The organism is Paenibacillus sp. Soil766 (assembly GCF_001428105.1).
Taxonomy (GTDB): domain Bacteria; phylum Bacillota; class Bacilli; order Paenibacillales; family NBRC-103111; genus Paenibacillus_E.
The window spans coordinates 350,616-368,860 of the sequence record NZ_LMSJ01000023.1; the positions used below are offsets into that span (position 1 = coordinate 350,616).

General features: G+C 44.6%; 13 protein-coding genes. 2 read left to right on the top strand and 11 right to left on the bottom strand.

The genetic code is table 11. The features are described 5' to 3' along the window. Positions 1-156 precede the first annotated feature (156 nt). The 4 genes from ASG89_RS19045 to ASG89_RS19065 all read right to left on the bottom strand — a co-directional run bounded on the left by ASG89_RS19045 (position 157) and on the right by ASG89_RS19065 (position 11,105). Complete coding sequence (locus ASG89_RS19045; protein ID WP_057312489.1) at positions 157-2,961, bottom strand: family 43 glycosylhydrolase; 2,805 nt, start codon at positions 2,959-2,961, stop codon at positions 157-159. Positions 2,962-3,562: 601 nt separating this feature from the next. Beyond that, positions 3,563-4,615 (bottom strand): S-layer homology domain-containing protein, encoded by a 1,053-nt coding sequence (locus ASG89_RS19055; RefSeq protein ID WP_057312494.1) that lies wholly within the window; start codon positions 4,613-4,615, stop codon positions 3,563-3,565. 30 nt (positions 4,616-4,645) lie between these two features. After that, positions 4,646-10,093 (bottom strand): family 43 glycosylhydrolase, encoded by a 5,448-nt coding sequence (locus tag ASG89_RS19060; RefSeq protein ID WP_162259714.1) that lies wholly within the window; start codon positions 10,091-10,093, stop codon positions 4,646-4,648. A gap of 238 nt (positions 10,094-10,331) precedes the next feature. Then, entirely contained in the window at positions 10,332-11,105 is a 774-nt protein-coding gene (locus ASG89_RS19065) for a phytanoyl-CoA dioxygenase family protein (RefSeq protein WP_057312498.1), read from the bottom strand. A gap of 150 nt (positions 11,106-11,255) precedes the next feature. Between ASG89_RS19065 and ASG89_RS19070 the strand changes: the two genes are divergently transcribed. After that, positions 11,256-12,038: a helix-turn-helix domain-containing protein gene (locus ASG89_RS19070; protein ID WP_082593417.1), complete on the top strand. Its 783-nt coding sequence runs from the start codon at positions 11,256-11,258 to the stop codon at positions 12,036-12,038. Positions 12,039-12,130: 92 nt separating this feature from the next. Here ASG89_RS19070 and ASG89_RS19075 read toward each other — a convergent pair whose 3' ends face one another. From ASG89_RS19075 to ASG89_RS19095, 5 genes are all read right to left on the bottom strand, one after another. Further along, a complete protein-coding gene (locus tag ASG89_RS19075) occupies positions 12,131-13,333 on the bottom strand; it encodes a multidrug effflux MFS transporter (RefSeq protein ID WP_057312502.1) in 1,203 nt (400 codons plus the stop codon). Positions 13,334-13,519: 186 nt separating this feature from the next. Continuing rightward, positions 13,520-13,732, bottom strand: coding sequence for an alpha/beta-type small acid-soluble spore protein (locus ASG89_RS19080; RefSeq protein ID WP_057312504.1), 213 nt, complete (start codon positions 13,730-13,732; stop codon positions 13,520-13,522). A gap of 93 nt (positions 13,733-13,825) precedes the next feature. Then, on the bottom strand, positions 13,826-14,155 hold the full coding sequence (locus ASG89_RS19085) for a hypothetical protein (protein WP_157276714.1): 330 nt from the start codon (positions 14,153-14,155) through the stop codon (positions 13,826-13,828). A 42-nt stretch (positions 14,156-14,197) separates the two neighbouring features. Continuing rightward, positions 14,198-15,010, bottom strand: a complete 813-nt coding sequence (locus tag ASG89_RS19090; protein ID WP_235549820.1) for an SDR family oxidoreductase — start codon at positions 15,008-15,010, stop codon at positions 14,198-14,200. Positions 15,011-15,179: 169 nt separating this feature from the next. Next, positions 15,180-15,923, bottom strand: a complete 744-nt coding sequence (locus ASG89_RS19095; RefSeq protein WP_057312509.1) for a phytanoyl-CoA dioxygenase family protein — start codon at positions 15,921-15,923, stop codon at positions 15,180-15,182. 195 nt (positions 15,924-16,118) lie between these two features. Here ASG89_RS19095 and ASG89_RS36490 point away from each other — a divergent pair, with 195 nt between their 5' ends. Then, entirely contained in the window at positions 16,119-16,382 is a 264-nt protein-coding gene (locus ASG89_RS36490; protein ID WP_235549821.1) for a hypothetical protein, read from the top strand. 49 nt (positions 16,383-16,431) lie between these two features. Here the strand turns inward: ASG89_RS36490 and ASG89_RS19100 are convergent, their stop codons facing one another. Together ASG89_RS19100 and ASG89_RS19105 are read right to left on the bottom strand one after the other, a co-directional pair. Further along, positions 16,432-17,304: a carbohydrate ABC transporter permease gene (locus ASG89_RS19100; RefSeq protein ID WP_321166519.1), complete on the bottom strand. Its 873-nt coding sequence runs from the start codon at positions 17,302-17,304 to the stop codon at positions 16,432-16,434. A gap of 8 nt (positions 17,305-17,312) precedes the next feature. After that, on the bottom strand, positions 17,313-18,221 hold the full coding sequence (locus ASG89_RS19105; RefSeq protein ID WP_235549822.1) for an ABC transporter permease: 909 nt from the start codon (positions 18,219-18,221) through the stop codon (positions 17,313-17,315). Between the last annotated feature and the right edge of the window lie 24 nt (positions 18,222-18,245).

Genomic DNA, 18,245 nt, shown 5'->3' on the forward strand with positions numbered 1-18,245 from the left:
TAAGCGTCTTTACACGCAAAAGTGATTTTTTGCACTTTTCCGTCATACCCACTGAAAACTGCATTCACTCCTATGAGCAAAAAAAGAAGGGCCCTCGTAGCCAATATGGCCTTCGGGTCCTCCTTCTCTATGTAACCGCGCAAAATCTATTCCATGTTATTGAATAATAGCTCTTGCTAATGCCGCCAAATCGACAATATCAATGACACCATCATGGTTCAAATCTAACTTCTGTATCTCAGCCCAATTCGGACTGGATGAGGAGAGGCCATAGCTGAAGGCGAGAATACCAAGATCACCGATACTCACTTTGCCATCTGCGTTAACATCCGGCGATGTCGGAGTTCCCCCGCCAGTCACTTGCACATCGAACGCAACCGGTGCCAACAACGTTTCCACGCCCTTTGCATTGGCAATTCGCGCTGGAGACATGGATATGCTCGTACTGTCTGTCGTTTGTAGTGCTTTCCACTGCAGCGTGAGCAAGTCGCCGTCTGTGGTTACCGTATTCGCTGCGCCAAGACTTGCAAGGAGAATATGCGCTTGCCCTGGGGCAACCTTTTTAAATCCAAGAACAGTGAGACCTTCCTTCTTCGATACGGCATTGTGAAGATCAAGCTTATCTGCATCATAATTAATGAGCAGTTCCTGAGCGTATACCGCATCTTCCGCTCTACTCGACACATGGGTCAAGCCATACGTCATCTCGAATTGTTGGCCAGCATGAACAGCCGTTGCACCTGACAATGTCCCCGCTACTTCGTTCGTTTCGATGACATTCGGTACATCTGCCTTATACATTGTCAGATAGTCCAAATTCACATTACCAATTGAACGGTTATCAATGCGATAACTGATGACGTTTTCACCTGCTTGCAGACGCAAACGCTGCGAATCGGTAAACCATTCATCCCAACTAATGGCTGTTTTATCAGGAAAAATAGATTTTGCAAATAAGCCATTCACATAAACATTGATTTTGGCTCTGCCTGGCAATTGTGTTGTCGGGTTATTCGTGGATTCCCCATTGATTTGTTCCCCATAGGCATAACGTGTACCAACGATATAATCGCCGGCTTCCTGGGCCTGTACGACGAGGCTCGCTTCAGCCCCAGATGTTGTCGGCAAATGAATATAACCAGTTCCTTGATAATTGGTATGCGTATGGTCCGAGGTAATATCACCGTAAAGAACTGCATGTTCAGCTTGGTACATATCTCCTTGACCTGGATCTCCTGAAGGTAGATCTTGCCATTCATTAGGTGAAACTGGCTGGCCAAAGTTAGGTGTACCATCTGGATTCCAACCAAATTTCTTCATATTCACTTCACGCCACCAATTGCGCCCTGTATCTTTGTACACACGTGAATGATAGATCATCCAATCTTCCGTGCCATCAGCAGACTTCACAAATCCTGCTCTAGCAGGGCCAGACACTTCACTTGTTGCTACGAAAACATCATTCGTGCGAGACCAAGAACTCGGATTCAATATATTCCCATCGGTATTCATAAAATAGGACAACCGATAGCCATTGGACGCATAGTCACCTTCTGACATGGTGATAAATACTTTACCGTCCTTTTGTAACACACGGGGACCTTCACCGCCTCCCCCTGGTAAGAAGGAGCGATCTACTGAAATCGTATACGGATTATCCATCGGGGCGATAGCGGGTCCAATCGGTTCACCTGCACCCAATGTTCCCCACACGGCATACAATTGACCTTGATGCTCAAAGACCGTAAAGTCATTCGCTTGCTTATTAATGCCATTCTCACCGGCATAAATAGCCCCTTTATCTACGAATGGGCCTTGAGGATCTGAAGTAGTAGATTCCAGTACTGTTGCCATATGCTGATACCCGTAATCCTGCCGATCTGCACAGTAATAGATGTACCATTTGCCATTAAAGAAGAATATTTCGGGTGCAAAGATACGTGTTTGTGTCCCTAGTGAATCAAATACCAGCACCTTTTCACCTTGATCGGTTAGCGTGCGCGACTTAGATACATACACTTTATTATTGGAATCCAAATTGCTCGAGGATACGAAATAATAATAACCGTCATGATACGTGACGAAAGGGTCTTGCCCTTGATAAAGCGGATTATTAAACTTGCTAAATACCGTTGAACTAGAAACACCCATTTCTTTCATAAAATCGGATCTGGCAACGGATACGTTTTGGATCGCTTGCGAGAGCAGTGCCACTTTTTCATCATCCGTCATCGTTTGGGCATCAATGGTGTTTAGCGTTGTCTCGGCAGTAACCTTCGTTGTTTGAAGGTCGTTTAAGGCACCTGGGGTTACTTCACCTGCAAAGTTGTCGGTTAAATAATCAATCTTTTGAATCTCTGCCGTCAAATCCTCTTTCTTCGAGGGAAGGATATGATCAGAAGGCAGATACAGCGCTGATTCGGGCACGACTTCTCGCTGTTGGCTAGCACTTTCCCACTCCATGCGCAGCCAGGAACCGCCCCAGCCTTGCAGATATTCAACTTTAATATCATAATGCTTGCCTGCTTCTAGCGAAATGGCAACACTATCTTGCGGGTTATCCCAGGTTTGTTGCCAGAAGTCAATAATCTTCTCACCGTTAATCCATAATCGGAAACCATCATCACCAACCATATGGAACGTGTAGTCCTCTGTGTATTTAGGGACAATAGTTCCTGTAAACCGCGCAGTATTGTAATCGGGAGTCCCCGACAATTGGTTGAAAATACTTGTAAACGAATCCCCATTTAGATTAGCAACAGCTCTTTCTCCTCGAAAATTATCAAAGTTAAACACCGTAATATCTTGACGATCATTCGGATTTTTTTCACATTTATAGAAATCTCCCATCAATCCATGACCATCCGAACTTGGATCTGCTGCGCGAACATTCAATGAAAAGTTTACCGTGCCTGTGACAAGGATGCAGGCCATGAGTATGCCGATGACTGCTTTTTTCATTTGTTGCTCCTCCTACGTTCTTGAATTCATTTCTATCACTACATTACACACTAGTAAAACAACCGATTGGATTCCTACACTTGCCCGTATAATCCTCCTTCTCCCATACTTAACGCATGCCTTAAACTTAGCATATTTATCCAAATTTAGATTTGTAATATCCCGCACTTTTGTTCAATTTTCTTCCTTTTACTTATTGAGGGGAACAGGTGTGATGTGCAGGCGAGGGGCTGTGCGGGCGAGGGGAGCTGTGCAGCGGGGGGGAACTGTGCGAAAGAGGGGCTGTGCGGGCGGTGGTGCTGAACATTCCTCTACCGCCACAAACAAATCAGATGTATTTTATGTTGTTATTTCTGCTGATTTTCTCCCTTCTGGAGCAATAGATGGATTTTCTACAGTTAATTTCCTCTAAAATGCACCAATCAGCCAATCTATCTCAAATTAGATGGATTCTTTCCATCTATTCACTAAATCTCAAGTAATACGGTGAAATTAGCTGTACATTTTACATTTAATCGAAAATTTCACTACTCAACTGGCCCATCTTCACTCCCCCGACAAAAAAGCCTCCAGGTTGCGTACCCTGAAGGCCTTCTCTACATTATTTCTTTGGTAATATGTCTGGTGTCTTCACAATGTTATAAATCAGCATCGCTGCTTGCGCACGATTCGTTGAATCTTTCGGGTGAATCCCATCCCCGTAACCGTGAACAAGCCCCAATTTGACCAGGGTGGATACACTGTTTAACGCATAATCTGAGATATCCAAGACATCGTTGAATGCTTGCAAGGCCGCCGCGTCTTGTTGGCTCGCAAGTTTCGTTATTTTAGCCAAAGCCCGCTCGGTAAGTACCATCATGTCTTCTCTGGTTACAGAAGCTTGTGGATGGAAGCGATTGCTCTCATCCCCTTCGACGATTCCCAATTCTCTGGCCGCGTTGATAGCCTCCTCATAGTATTTCCCCTGTTCAACATCTGCAAAATGTGCTCCCGCAGCTCCCTTCAGATTTAACGCTCTCATCAAAAGAACTACATAGTCAGCGCGCGAAACAGGAAGTTCTGGGCTAAAAATACGATCGCCAGTCCCGTTTACAACACCTTTCTCCGCTAAGAAGGCTATCGCTTCTTCCGCCCAGTTGAAGTCACCTAAATCATCAAACGGCAGCGAGCTGTCGATACGGAATTCTGCCTTAACATCTGGCTGCTGATTGGTACTAGCAAGGTGGGAATCGACCGATTTCACTTTACTTAGCGACATTTCAGCTTTCCCTTGACCAATTGCCTCGAACACCAAGGTATACAAAGTTTGATCGCCGCTGTCCCCATCCACTTTCCCTACCCGCGTGTGTGCAAGTTGGATGTGGTTATCCTTCACGACATAAGGAACGGAGAATCCTGGGATTTGCGTCGTAGCGGTCTTCAACGTTAGAAGTGATGGATCGAAGTCAACATTCAATTCATACGCATAAAGATCGTTTAACTCATGTCCCTTGATGACCACTTCTACCTTCTCCCCTTGCGATGGACTTGGGTTTGAAATTGTAAGTGTGTAAGAAGGCGTTGCCGTTTCGGTTTCCGCAAACGCACTAGGAATAACAGCACTTGTCGTGGTAATCAACATTAGACAACCTACAAACCATTTATGAAATTTCATGTCGATACGCTTCCTCCCATACCTTTATCCTTATTGCATGATTTCACTAGCAACAATGGAAATATCTTCGATATCTACTTGGTTATCCTTATTAATATCTGCTTTCACTGCATCTGCATCCCAATCTGCATCGCCTTGCTGCTTGCCATAAGAAGCCGCTACCATAGCTAAATCGCCGATTGTAACACCAACACTTCCATTGATGTCCGTATGATAGACAGGTGGACCCTCAGGCTGTAAATGTTTAAGAATAAGTCTGTCGATCTCGGCATAATTCGTCTTTTTCGTTAACTTGATCGTATTCAAACCTTGATTCAAGGTGATCGTGATGGCAGATGGATTATAACGTCCCCATCCGTATTGCTTGTAATCAATAACTTGATTGGCTCCATCATTAACGGAAACATCTTGCTGAGCAATAACTGTGCCTCCGGTTCCATTGGCAGCCATGACTGTCATTTGATAAGTGCCCGCTTTCTCAACGTTTACATTAAACAAAATATAGTCGCTTCCAGCTGTGTCTACATGACCAGCCACTTTGCCGCCCGAAGCTTCGTCGGAATTGTTAATTCTCACCGTACCTCCAAGAATAGCCTCTTCTGCTTCATAGCTGTACATGGAGATCGACGGTGTACCTGATGGCTCCTGAAGCAACGCCCCATAAGCGGCTGGAGTGCCAAAGTTTGGCGTGCCATCCGGATTCCAAGCGAACTTCTGTGCGCGAACAGAACGATTTCCCCAGCTTCCGCCCGATTTAAGATCGGCGTGATACACAATCCAATCCTCCAAACCATCCGGCGACTTCGTGAATGAGTTATGTCCTGGACCGAATGCTCCCGCAGATTTGCTGAACACGGAACCTGTTTTCGTCCATGAAGCTGGATTTAGAACATCCCCATCGGTATTCGTGAGCATCCCTAAATTGTAATTATCTGTCCAACTTCCGCTTGCTGAATATACGATAAAGATCTTATCGTCCTTCATCAGAATTTCCGGTCCCTCATTAATCGTCGGCGTACCATCAAGCTCCCAAGCTTGATCAGGTGAAGATAACAGCACGCGAGGTCCACTGATCGTCCATGGATTACTCATCGGCGCGATGTAAATCTTTTGACTCACATTCGTATCGGCTTCCCAACCAGACCATACGAAGTACATGGCGTTGTCGTTTTTCACTAAAACAGTGCCATCAATCGCCCATTTGTCTGAGGCATCAGCAATCTTTCCTTTTAACGTATAGCTGCCTTGAGCGTCAGCCGTATCGCTTTCAAGCACATACATGCGGTGATTGTTGTTATTGCCATCATCCGCTGCAAAATAAATGTACCATTTCCCATTGATGTTCTGAATTTCAGGAGCCCATAATCCTTTGGAATACATTTGACCGCTAGGCGGCGTATAGACCGTAACACGAGGCTCGATTCCGATGTCCTGAAGACGTTTCGCTTTCACAACCTGAATCGCAGCATCATTTTCTGACTTCACATAATAATAGTAGCCATCTTTGAAAACTACGCTCGGATCAGCTGAACCACCCCCGCTTGAAACAGGTACGATTGGGTTCTTGAACATACCGCTATCCGTCACCGTAATGACAGCAGAAGCTGTTTTCCCACCAGCCGCTGTGACCGTAACCGTCGCTGTTCCTTTATTAATTCCTTTCACGTTACCGCTCGTATCCACTTGCACAGTACCTGTGTGGCTGGAACTCCACGTAAGTAACTGGTTGGAAGCATCAGCAGGTGAAATTGTTGCCGTGAGCTTTTTCGTTTCATCCACTTTTACAGTCAGTGCTGATGTATCTAATGAAACAGCATCTACACTTTTCCCTGCATAAATAGGGGTGACTGCTTGTTTGGTTAGCAAGGTATGTGACCATTTGACATGTAAGCTGGCATCTCCAGTTGCGTGAACATATTCCACTTTCACCGGGTACTTCTCTCCAGCTGTTAGGGCGATTGTACCGGTTGTTTCCTCTCTTGTGCTGCTTGTTTTATTCACGACCAATGTCTCGCCAATCCACACTTTAGCGACATTATCGCTATCCACATAAATCGTATGTGTCCCTGAATTCGTCGGCTGCACCGTTCCCATCCAGCGTGTGGAGAAATGATCCTCACCGATGCCTGCGGTCGGGTCTGGGGAACCAGTTCCCTTCTCATTCCCAAGATCCCAATCAATTTTCGGTGTGAACGATGATTTAGCTAAAGTTGTAAAGTTTTCGTCCTTGAAGTAGCTTACGTTGAAAACAGGCAGCGTATTGAATGCTGTTCCTGTTAATGCCTTAATGTCGTTCACATCCCATGGGTGACCGTCCGGATAAGCGATCCCATGGAAAGGCATCGTCGGCTCAGAAGTCAATGGATTCGTATCCGATCCCCAAGGGAAACGTGTGTTATCCCGGCCGATACCGAATTCCCACATGACGAAACCGATATCTTTCTGACCATAATGTTCCACAATGCCTGGTACCGTTTGCGTTGATCTATTCATCGCTTCATCTGCAAGAATTCCCTTGCTGATTCCATATGGTGTCGGGTAATCGGACTCGTATGGATGCCAAGTTATGAAATCTGATGTAGGATCACCGCTAAATTGGCCGCCAGTGGAGGATACCGGATGATTCGTATCGATCTCTTTGATCCACATGCGCGCATCGTTCATAATTTGCTTCGTGATTTGATCCATAAGTCCGCTCTCGCCATTGCTCGGCTCATTGTAGATGTTCCAGAAAGCAATTCGCGAATCATTTTTATGCGCACTGACAATACCTTGCACATACGCTTTCAATGCTTCTTTATTCGCTGCATAGTTGGATTTAACTGCATCGCCAGGGCCCTCTACCCACCGGCTGTTATGCGCACCGTAAAGTGGAGCTAATTGCGGCCCCATAACAGGATTGTCATTCCAACAGTCATCGAAAAAGGCAAGTTCCACTTTGATGCCATGTTTATCGGCAAGTTGTAAGAAATCTTCCAAATTGGCTAGCAACCTCGTGCTATCGTCTTCCCACAACAAGTTATGTACGAATACACGTACAAAATTGATACCATACAATGCCGCATAACCTAATTCTCTATCGTTAATATCATGATCGTATTCATTCCATTGCTGAATCTGATTCACAACGTTCGTTGGCACGAAAACCGCGCCTTGTACCCAAGACCAGTCGTACGTCGGCATCTGAACTTCGCCTAAGTCTTTAACATGCAAATTGTCATAGTTAGTGGCGACATAATGAGCTCTAACGCCAATCGCCCCAGTCGTATAGGTCGTATCTACAGCACTTACGATATGTTCATCATTGATATAAATATCGATATGGCTGCCTACTGCCTTCACCTTCATACGATAGACTGTATTTTGCGTGACTGGATAAATGATCGACGCGAGTTCCTTCCAATTGTTATTCAGTCTCCCCAACTGCACACGTCCATTAGAGGTAAGACCCGCATAGTAACCTTTCATGTTATCTCCACCATTACTTGGATCCGTAACTCGGAAAATTAAGCCTGCATTATCGTTATTCACACCATTTTTCAACGTAATGTCAGCTTCGTATTCAAAGTTATCGAAAGAAGTCCCATTCGCAACGGACTTAAAACCAGGACCTTTATCCGTTATTTGATAACCCTTTCCTGTTACATTCCATGTTCCTTGATAAGTCGTCCACCCGTTCGCATTGTCATCGTTAAAATCATCCGAGAATGTATGGCTGACTAATGTGAACGTCTCACTTTGAACCGCGGAATTAAGCATGTCATTTTTAGTTGCAATCGCTTTTACCGTGGTTGTTGCAGACAAGGTGAAGGGACCACTATATAGTGTCGACGCCACTGTAGGCGTGCTGCCATCTATCGTGTAGTGAATGTCGGCACCGACTGTCGGGCTCGATATTGTGACGGTTTGCGTACTAGGGAACGAACCCGAATTCGGATTAATCACCGGTGCTGCCACTGGCAGCACAACAGGAGTTAACTGTTTGAGTGAAACATTGTCATAAGAGACTTGTTGATTCTCATTCCATGCTCGCAGTCCAACTGACCCCACCGAGTACGTAGCATCTGTAAAATCGTAGCCTAGCATTTCATTGACATATATGTAAAAATGCGTGCCAATAGCAATCACTTTCAGATGATTGTAGTCATTCGGCTTGACGCCGCTGACAACCGTTGAGGCAATTTCTGTCCATGCCCCATTCGCTCCTGCCCCGCTCATCTTACCGATTTGAAGTTTCCCGGCAGCATTCATACCAGCGTAGTAAGCATTTATTTTATCCACACCATCACCTGGCGCCGATGCCCGGAAAACCACGCCGCTATTGGAAGCTACTGCGTCCTGCGGGTTCATATCGACTTCAAAAAGAAAATCTTGATAGACTCCCTCCACGACAGACTTGGCCCCTCTTGGATTAACAGCCACATAGTTATAAACGCTTTGCGTTACGGACCATGACGTTGCGACAGGTTGGCCCAAATAATTCGTCCAGCCTTGCGCATCGCCATCGTTAAAGTCATCAGTAAACGCAGGTGTAGTTTCCGCAATAATATAGGAAGACGTCACGACATTTGATACCATTTCGCCTGCTTTTTCCGCATAAGCCTTTACAATCACATCCGATGTCACAACAATTGGTGACGTATAAATTGGAGAAGTTGCATTCGGCAGTGTGCCATCCAGCGTATATCGGATCGTTGCCCCTGCGGTTGGCGTTGTGAGTACAACATGCTGCTCACTATTGTAAACACCAGCAGGTGTACCGAACACTGGGGCTGCTGTCTCTGATGCCGCATACTCTTTAACCTCGAGATTATCAAAGTTCGTTGTCCCCCACCACGTTCGAAGACCAATAGAACCTGAGGAAGTAATTTGTTTGCCGTCATTATCAACAAAGTCAATCTTCGGCGTAATCATATCATCGACAAATACTTGAATGTGATTGCCTACCGCAACAACTTTCATATGACCACTACTATAAGGATATGAGACATTTGTCAATTCCTTATATTCATTACCGCCTGCACCAACAACTCTGGAGAGCATAAGCTTTTTGTCTACACGCAGTGCAGCGAAATAACCATTATAGCCATCAGCCACGTCACCAGTCGGCGAAGTGACTCGAAATAATAACCCCGATTGATCTGAATTGATACCGGAAACTTGAAGATCCGCTTCATAAACGAAATCTTTAAAATTAGTAGACTGAAACACCGTCTTGGAGCCTGGTGAGCCCATCGTTCTATACTGTTTCGATCCATTGACTGTCCAAGACCCTCTGTTCCCTGCATTATCAGACCCATACGTAGTCCAGCCGTCTGCAAGTCCATCATTGAAATCCTCCCTAAACACAGGCAATGGATCGCCTGGTGCTGCTGAGACAGACGCAGCAGGCAATAACGAAACTGTCATACATAATAGCAGCATATACGCCCAAGCTTGTCGAATCTGTTTGCGATGAAAAGCCATTACACGTTTCAACCGATTTCCTCCCTCTACAATCAACAATGTCATTCGTGCTTATCCTTATTTTGACGGATGATGACTTTCATGTATTTAGATTATTTGGCATTCCTTTATACTTTTCCGACAATTGATATGTAAAACAAAAAAAGCCTCCCAGATCAGGAGACTCATGTTGGCCAATACACTTGGTAATGGCATCATATTGGCACCAAAACTCTTCACGAATTGGTGACTAAGGTAAGAGGTGGCATTTCTACAAGAAATGATAGCTAGTTTTGTCTTTCCCTTTCAAATTGTAGCGTTGGTAATGCTGATAATGCGCTTTATATAAATCCCCATTCTTACTTGGGGAATATGTTAAATACAACTGCTTACGACTTACTGTAGATGTGTTAGCCCCGCTTTGGTGAGGTGTAAAGGAGTGGAAAATGATAACATCACCTGGGTTTGTTTCCACGATAACGCCTGTCTTCGCATCAATTTCAGCAATCTCATCTGCATTCATGTTACGAAGTTCACCTGGTGTCGAACGCAAATGTCCGTGGTATCCAGGGAACAATTCAAGTCCTCCGTTCAGGGTTGTTGCGCCATCAATGGCGACCATGACAGAGATGAGTCCTTCAATAGGGAATCCTTGCCACCAAGCCGCATCTTGATGCATCGAGTAACCATTTGACCCTGGAAGCTTATAGATCAGTTTATCTTTGAAAAGTAACGGCTCATCCAAATAAATATCGCGCAATGGAGCTAATAATCGTTCATCCTTCACTAAATTAGCGAACACAGCTGAGATGTCATGTACAGGATCAAGGCGTTCAATCGCAATTGAGCCATCGACATAATTCTTATGCCCTGCGCGGATATTGAATTTATCCGTATATTCGCCTAATGTGAGCAATTGATCACATTCTGTTTGAATGACTTTCGCTTCCAGCTCCGTAAATACGTTTCGCAAGACCAAATACCCCTGCTCGTTATACGTTTTCAATTGCTCTTCTGTCAAGATATTCAAGGACTTCTTTTTCATAGTTTTCCCTACCTCTCATTTGTTTTTTTGCCTTCAACTTTTGTTGATTCATTTGTTTATATCCCTATATTACAGCCAACACTTCCTTTAATCCATGCACGAAGTTATAATAAATCATATACTTTTTTGCATGACAGAAGGAGCAATCACATGATGCAAAACATCCAATTATCACGCTATTATTATGCGAAACAAAGAGAGCAGTTTTCACTCTCTGAAGATACTTATCAAGGTTGGGTTATGTTGGCAGCCCAGGATGGCAGCTTTTCGTACACGATTAATAAGGGAGACGATACTAAAGAACACATGGCTCAATTTGGTGAATTGATCTTTTGTCCGCCGAACCACACATTGAAACGATCTGTTCTGCAGACACTGTCCTTTCATTTTTGTGAATTCACATATCGTGGTGACTGGACATTGCCCGAAGTCGTACGAATGAAAGATATCAGCAGACTTCGATCCACGTTTCAATATTTGCAAGAGTCGCAAGAGACAGAAGATCTTAACCAACAGAACTCCGAAGTTGCTCAACACCTGATCGAGGATCTTATTATCCAAGCCCAGCTCGAACAATTCAAGGCACAACATAGTAAAGCTGGAACCATCGACCCTTTAATGAGTAAAGCAGCCGCCTATATTGAAACGAGGACATGTGAGCACGAACTGTCTTTACAGGAGCTTGCAACATCACTTGGCATAAGTGCCTCTCAGCTCACGCGACGTTTCCAAGCTACCTATGGCCTATCACCTGTGCGTTTTGCAACGAAAGTACGACTAACACGGGCACGTCTTCTACTCGTAGAAACCCCTGAGTCGTTGGATCGTATTGCAGAGCAGTGCGGATTTCAGAATGCTTTTTATTTCAGTCGAGTTTTTTCGCAGCATATGGGAATTAGCCCTTCGGTATATCGTAAGAATTATCGCGTTTAAAATAGAAATAGCGGCAGCCCTGGACTGAAAATAAAGTCCTAGACTACCGCTATATGATCAGCATGTCATTTATTGAATAATTATGAATTCCCTCAAGCCGCCTCTTTCGCCCCTTTTTTCACTAAAAGGAAGTAAGACAACATCGCTGCAGTGCTAGTTGTTAAAATGATAACTCCAAGTGGAACCGCCGTGTGTTCCCCGGCAATGCCGACTAGCGGTGAAACCACCGCGCCAAGCAAAAAGGGAATGACACCCATCAGCGCAGCTGCACTACCCGCCATGTGCCCCTGGCTCTCCATCGCCAGCGGAAATGCAGCCGTGGAAGTAATACCGATGGACGCTACAAAGAAAACAAGGGGTATCACGAGTGCGTACAGCGGCCCGTGAAAAATAGCTACCAATAACACGGCAATGCTGGCAGCGCCAGCAAGCCATAGACCCATCAGCAGGAAGAACTGCTCCGACACACGGTGAGACATCCGACCTACTAGCTGCGAACCAATGACCAAAGTGATACCGTTGGAACCGAACAACAGGGCAAATACCGTAGGGGAAACCCCGTAAATATTTTGATAAATAAAAGGTGTACCTGAAACGTAAGCAAATACCCCGGCAATCATAACCCCTTGCGCGAGCATATAGCCTGTAAATGAACGATCACGCAAAAGCGATCCGTAATTGCGAAGCTGCTGTGCAAAATTGCTTGGACTGCGGCGCTCGACAGGCAGCGTTTCTTTGAGACTCCATTTTGTCATAGCGAAGAGGAACATCCCCAGGAACGCTAAAGCAATGAAGACTCCAATCCAGCTCGTGATTGCTAGAACACCGCTACCCATCACTGGTGCTACAAGTGGGCCCAAGTTTCCGACAAGCAATAGCAACGAGAAAAACTTGGTAAGCTCGTGGCCGCTAAACATATCGCGTGCAATTGCCCGGGAAATGACTATACCCGCTGACGCAACAAACCCTTGCACTAGTCGTGCAAAGATCAGCAGCCATATACTTGGCGCGATCGCACAGGCTATAGATGCCAGAACATAGAGAACCATGGAAATGAGCAGCGGTTTGCGCCTGCCATAGACGTCGCTGAGCGACCCCATAACCACTTGGCCGACACCAAGTCCGAGTAAACAGGCAGTTAGGCTGAGCTGGACAAGGGATGCAGTCGTACCGAATTTCTCCACAATCTGAGGAAAGGCTGGTAAATACATATCGATGGTAAAAGGGCCGAGTGTCGAAAATAAACCGAGCAGCAGTGCTAATCTAACCACATGCTGATTATTCTTGTTTGTCATTTTATAAGTTTCTCCTAAACGCCAATTCCATATCCGGAACTTTTCTCTGTATTTGGTTACACCATAACATAACTGTATAGTTTATGACAACAGTTAATTCGGAAATCAAACAAAAAAAAGACTGCATTCACCCAAGGAGGAATAGGTGCTTGTAGTCTTTTGTGTTCGCTTGTGAATACGATCAACTTAGCGTCTGAAGCTTCCTGCCGATCCAGAAAGTTGTTGTTCTGCGATTTGCACTAACCGTTTTGTAATGGTACCACCAATGGAGCCAGCATCGCGTGATGTTAGATTTCCATTGTATGCTTGAAGCTGAATTCCTAACTCTTGTGCTACCTCATACTTCAGTTGATCCAGTGCTGCTTTTGCTTGTGGAACTGCCAATGTGTTGTTAGCCATAATGTTATTCACTCCTTTTCTTGGTGTGATATTATCATGTGGAGTTTGCAAAATATTATACATATTTTTTTTTTTTTGAAATCCCCTCAGTTTCTAGGCATACTTAAGTTTCAATAAGGCTTCAACATAATAATAATCACCATAAATAAGTGAAGCATCCACATAAATATCTTTCATATAATATCCGGTCCCATGCAGCAGTAATCCCTCTGATTGTTCCTGCCCTTGCGTGTAAGTATTGTGCAAAGAGATCAATATCTCTTCAGCAGCGTGTTTATAGCTTAATCCGTCACCCTCTCCCACAAGAGAGGCGATCTCTAAGAGCCCTGAAGCAGCAATTGCGGCTGCCGAGGAATCCCGAGGCGCGTCATCCGAATCCTTAGGCAAGCGAAAATCCCAATAGGGCACCTTATCTGTAGGCAAATGATCAAGAAAGAATTGCTTTACTTATTACATGATTTCTTATCATCTTAACAAAGATTCAGCGCCGTCAATGAACAGTTCTGTGCCCGTAATATGATTAGAGGCATCTGAGGCAAAGAAAGCTACCAGATTGGCAACTTGCTCAGGCTGTCCAGGCGCATGTTCCAATGGCTGGCTACCCTCTGGGTACTTGATCGGAATTTTAATTTTCTCAAGCTCTGGCGTCGGCTGTGTATTCTCACCAATGTGGGTCTTTATTGAGCCTGGGCAAATGGCATTAACCCGTATTCTGTACTGAGCCAATTCTAATGCGGCCATTTTGGCAAATGCAACTTGACCTGCCTTAGATGAGCTATAGGCCGTCATACCGAACCCTGAGAAGGTGCGACTTCCGTTAATGGAACTCGTGATCACTATGCTGCCGCCATTTTCTTTCATATGAGGTATCGCATGTTTTATGCAAAGGAACGTCCCTTTTAGATTGACGGAAAGCGTGCGATCCCAATCCTCTGACTTCATGTCTTCAATTGGCGCCAACACACCGTTGATGCCAGCATTAGCAAAAACAAAATTGATCCGCCCCCACGTTTGTGCCGTATGCTCAAACGCCTGTTCAACTTGTTTCGGATCGGAGATGTCGATGTCGACCGTCATAACCTTGCCGCCTGCTGCTTCAATCTCTTGTTTCGTCTGCTCCAACCGATCGTCCTTCAGATCCACAAGGCATACCTTCATTCCTTGCTGCGCTAGCAGCACGGCGGCAGCCCGTCCAATACCGGATCCTCCTCCGGTAATCAATGCAACCTTGTCCTTTAAATCCGGTAATACCATCATAGATTTCTGTACGCTTTGCATGGTTTTGGTTCACTCCTAACCTGAATTGGTATACTGTATCCATTTCCTCTAGGTTAACTTCCTACTAAAATTACTATACCCATGCTCCGCATCATCCAAACTCATTCGATGGCTAAAACATACAAAGAAAGCCGGCCCCTCTCGGGAACCGGCCTTCACCTCAGAAGGTTTAGTAAAGTGAGAACTTCTCTCGCAAATCTTCTCGTTGTGTCACGAACGAATCTTCACGAATGTAATGGCAGACGTATGAACGGCGCCAACGATCTTTGCTGCGATTCTTATTGGATGAATGAATTAACAGTTCACTAAAGAACAAGATGTCTCCAGCTTCCATCTCAACAGGGATCTGATTGGTTAAATCGATACCTTCTGTTTCTTGCGTCCAAGATTCGTGTTCTTCCAGGTTTTTCACATCGCCGTGAGGCAATAAACCTAACGTATGTGTACCTGGAATTACCCATAGGCATCCATTTTCCACATCTACTTTCTCCTCTAGTGCAACCCAAGCGGCAATCATTGTCATCGGATCATTTTTAATATAGTAATAGTCCTGATGCGAAGCTTGCCCTGGTGATCCTGGTTCTTTATAGAAGTACATGCTTTGTACACAATTCGCTTCTTTCCCCATTAATTGAGCAAGAACACCGCGAATCAGTGGCAGCTTCATCATCTGACGAGAAAAGCTATCATGTTTATGTGGATTGAACAGACGCAAAGAAAACTTCTTGCTTTCCTCGCAATCTGCCCATTTCGGCACCTCAACTTGATTTCGAAGTTCATAAATATGTGTATTGAAAGCACGGATCAGATCCGCACTGCAACCTTTTCTAAGCAATAAATAGCCATCACGCTCGAATTGTTTGTACTGCTCTTCCGTGATTGGCGTTAGAAGTGGTTCTCTTGTTTTTAGCATTGTCGATCCCTCTTTTCTATAGGTTTGTGAATCTTATTCTCTTAGTTGTAGTATAGAAAAAAAGCCGGTAATCAACAATGTCTGTCGTTATCAACTTTGTATCTGTAATTGATATTTTGACTGCTAAGGTACAAATAGAGCCAAGTGTATCAAATGATTTGCTATAATGTAGCTTGTTGCTAAATATCGAGATCAGTGAGGATTAATGCCGGCGGAGCCGATACTGAGGTCATGTTTTCACGCTATTACAATAGCTCTGACTACACAACCACATTCTGGAACAGCCAATTTGATCTGCCTTATAAGTTTCAGGTACTTCCTGCTTCTACATTTGCTGAGTTTGACGGAAGAACCCGAGTCGGTAGTCGGACACTGCTTCCAATTGTCATCAAAAATGACCAGAGGCGAGCAGGTGACCGGAAGTATGCCGACAGGCTGGACAAAGTATGCGGAAGGTAATCCGGCCAATGTTGCCCTCGTGTCTGTCACCGACCCATTCATCCTCTTATTACCCTTTGACCGACCCCAACGTCGCGCCTTGAACAAAATGCTTCTGAATGAAAGGATATATTAACAATATAGGCAATGTACCAACCAGAATAACCGCATATTTCAGAGATTCCAAGACGATTGGCTTATCTCCCATAGCTGTCGTTACAGTTGTATCCGAAACCTGACCGATCAGAACGATATTCCGAATGGTAACTTGGAGCGGGTACAGACTTGCATCCCGTATATAGATAAGCGCAGAGAAAAAGTTACTCCATATTTGTACCGCATAAAATAAACCAATCGTCATCATGACGGGTTTGGACAGCGGAAGAACGATCCTCCACAGGTTGCCTAGGTCAGATAGTCCGTCTATTTTTCCAGATTCCTCTAGTTCACTTGGAATGCCTTGAAAAAACGTACGCATAATGATCAGAAAATAGGAAGATACAAGTGATGGCAAGATAATAGCCCAGCGCGTATCTAATAAGCCATAGCTGCGTACAACGAGATAATTTGGAATTAAGCCGCCACTGAACAGCATGGTGAATACGATGAGCAACATAAACGTTCTGCCAAAGACGAGACCTTTCCTCGATAAGGCATAAGCTCCCAATGTGGTAAATATAAGCGAAAGGGTGGTTCCCACCGTTACATAGATCAGTGTATTTTTGTACCCGATCAGTATACGATTATCCTTTAGAACGGACTTGTAGGCATCCAAATGAATCCCTTTGGGCCAAAAACTGATCCGATTAGAAGTCACATATTCTGCAGAACTTATGGAAACTGCTGCCATATGGATGAAGGGAAATAACATACAGCAGGCGAAGATTCCCAACAGCAGGACGTTTGCAATATCAAACAGACTTATCCGTTTTCTCAACCTCATCTTCTCCCTTACCATAGGCTAGTTTCCCCATATTTACGACTGAGCTTATTACTCAAATAAACAAGTAGGAATCCAATAACTCCCATAAATAAATCAATAGCCGTACCGTAACTGAATCCGCCTTGCAAGATACCCACGCGGTATACGTAAGTTGCTATAACATCCGCCTTATCGTAAGTGGCAGCATTAGACAATAGAAACACTTTCTCAAACCCGATTTCCAGTACGTAGCCAATCTGCACAATGAACATGATAACGACTGTCGTGGCCATCCCCGGCAGCGTTACATGCCAGATTTGCCTAAACCTGCCCGCTCCATCCATCTTGGCCGCCTCATAAAGCTGAGGATCAATGGTCGTGATGGCAGCTAGGAAAATAATAGAGTTCCAACCCGTGTGTTGCCAAATTTCCGAGCCGACATAAATCGTTCGAAACCATTCAGATTTCTGTAGAAAATTTATCGCTGGGAATCCCATCTTTTGGAGCAACTCGTTAACCAAGCCATTGCTTGGGGACAAAAACATAACAATGATACTTGAAACTACCACAAGAGATAAAAAGTATGGCAGATAACTGACCGTTTGTATGACTCTTTTGTATATCTTATTCCGCAGCTCATTGATTAAAATGGCTAGAATGATCGGTGCCGGGAAGCCAAATAGGAGCTTATATCCTCCAAGAAGTATCGTGTTTTTGATAATCACAAGGGCATCTGGGTTGGCAAAGAATAACTTGTAATATTTAAGACCAACCCATTCGCTCCCCGCTAACCCCTTGAACAAATTGTAATCCATGAATGAGATGACAATCCCAAACATAGGCACATATCTAAACATGATATAGTACACCAACACGGGTGCAAGCATTAGTAAAAAAATGTGATCACGCTTCATTTGCTTGAGAATGGATAGCTTCACTGGCGAGTCTCCTTTCTAAAGAAA

Bases quoted from the DNA above. Each gene is read 5' to 3' on its own strand.
- ASG89_RS19100 (WP_321166519.1), bottom strand. From the start codon at position 17,304: ATGAGGTTGAGAAAACGGATAAGTCTGTTTGATATTGCAAACGTCCTG.
- ASG89_RS19090 (WP_235549820.1), bottom strand. From the start codon at position 15,010: ATGCAAAGCGTACAGAAATCTATGATGGTATTACCGGATTTAAAGGAC.
- ASG89_RS19080 (WP_057312504.1), bottom strand. From the start codon at position 13,732: ATGGCTAACAACACATTGGCAGTTCCACAAGCAAAAGCAGCACTGGAT.
- ASG89_RS19095 (WP_057312509.1), bottom strand. From the start codon at position 15,923: ATGCTAAAAACAAGAGAACCACTTCTAACGCCAATCACGGAAGAGCAG.
- ASG89_RS19070 (WP_082593417.1), top strand. From the start codon at position 11,256: ATGATGCAAAACATCCAATTATCACGCTATTATTATGCGAAACAAAGA.
- ASG89_RS19065 (WP_057312498.1), bottom strand. From the start codon at position 11,105: ATGAAAAAGAAGTCCTTGAATATCTTGACAGAAGAGCAATTGAAAACG.
- ASG89_RS19055 (WP_057312494.1), bottom strand. From the start codon at position 4,615: ATGAAATTTCATAAATGGTTTGTAGGTTGTCTAATGTTGATTACCACG.
- ASG89_RS19045 (WP_057312489.1), bottom strand. From the start codon at position 2,961: ATGAAAAAAGCAGTCATCGGCATACTCATGGCCTGCATCCTTGTCACA.
- ASG89_RS19075 (WP_057312502.1), bottom strand. From the start codon at position 13,333: ATGACAAACAAGAATAATCAGCATGTGGTTAGATTAGCACTGCTGCTC.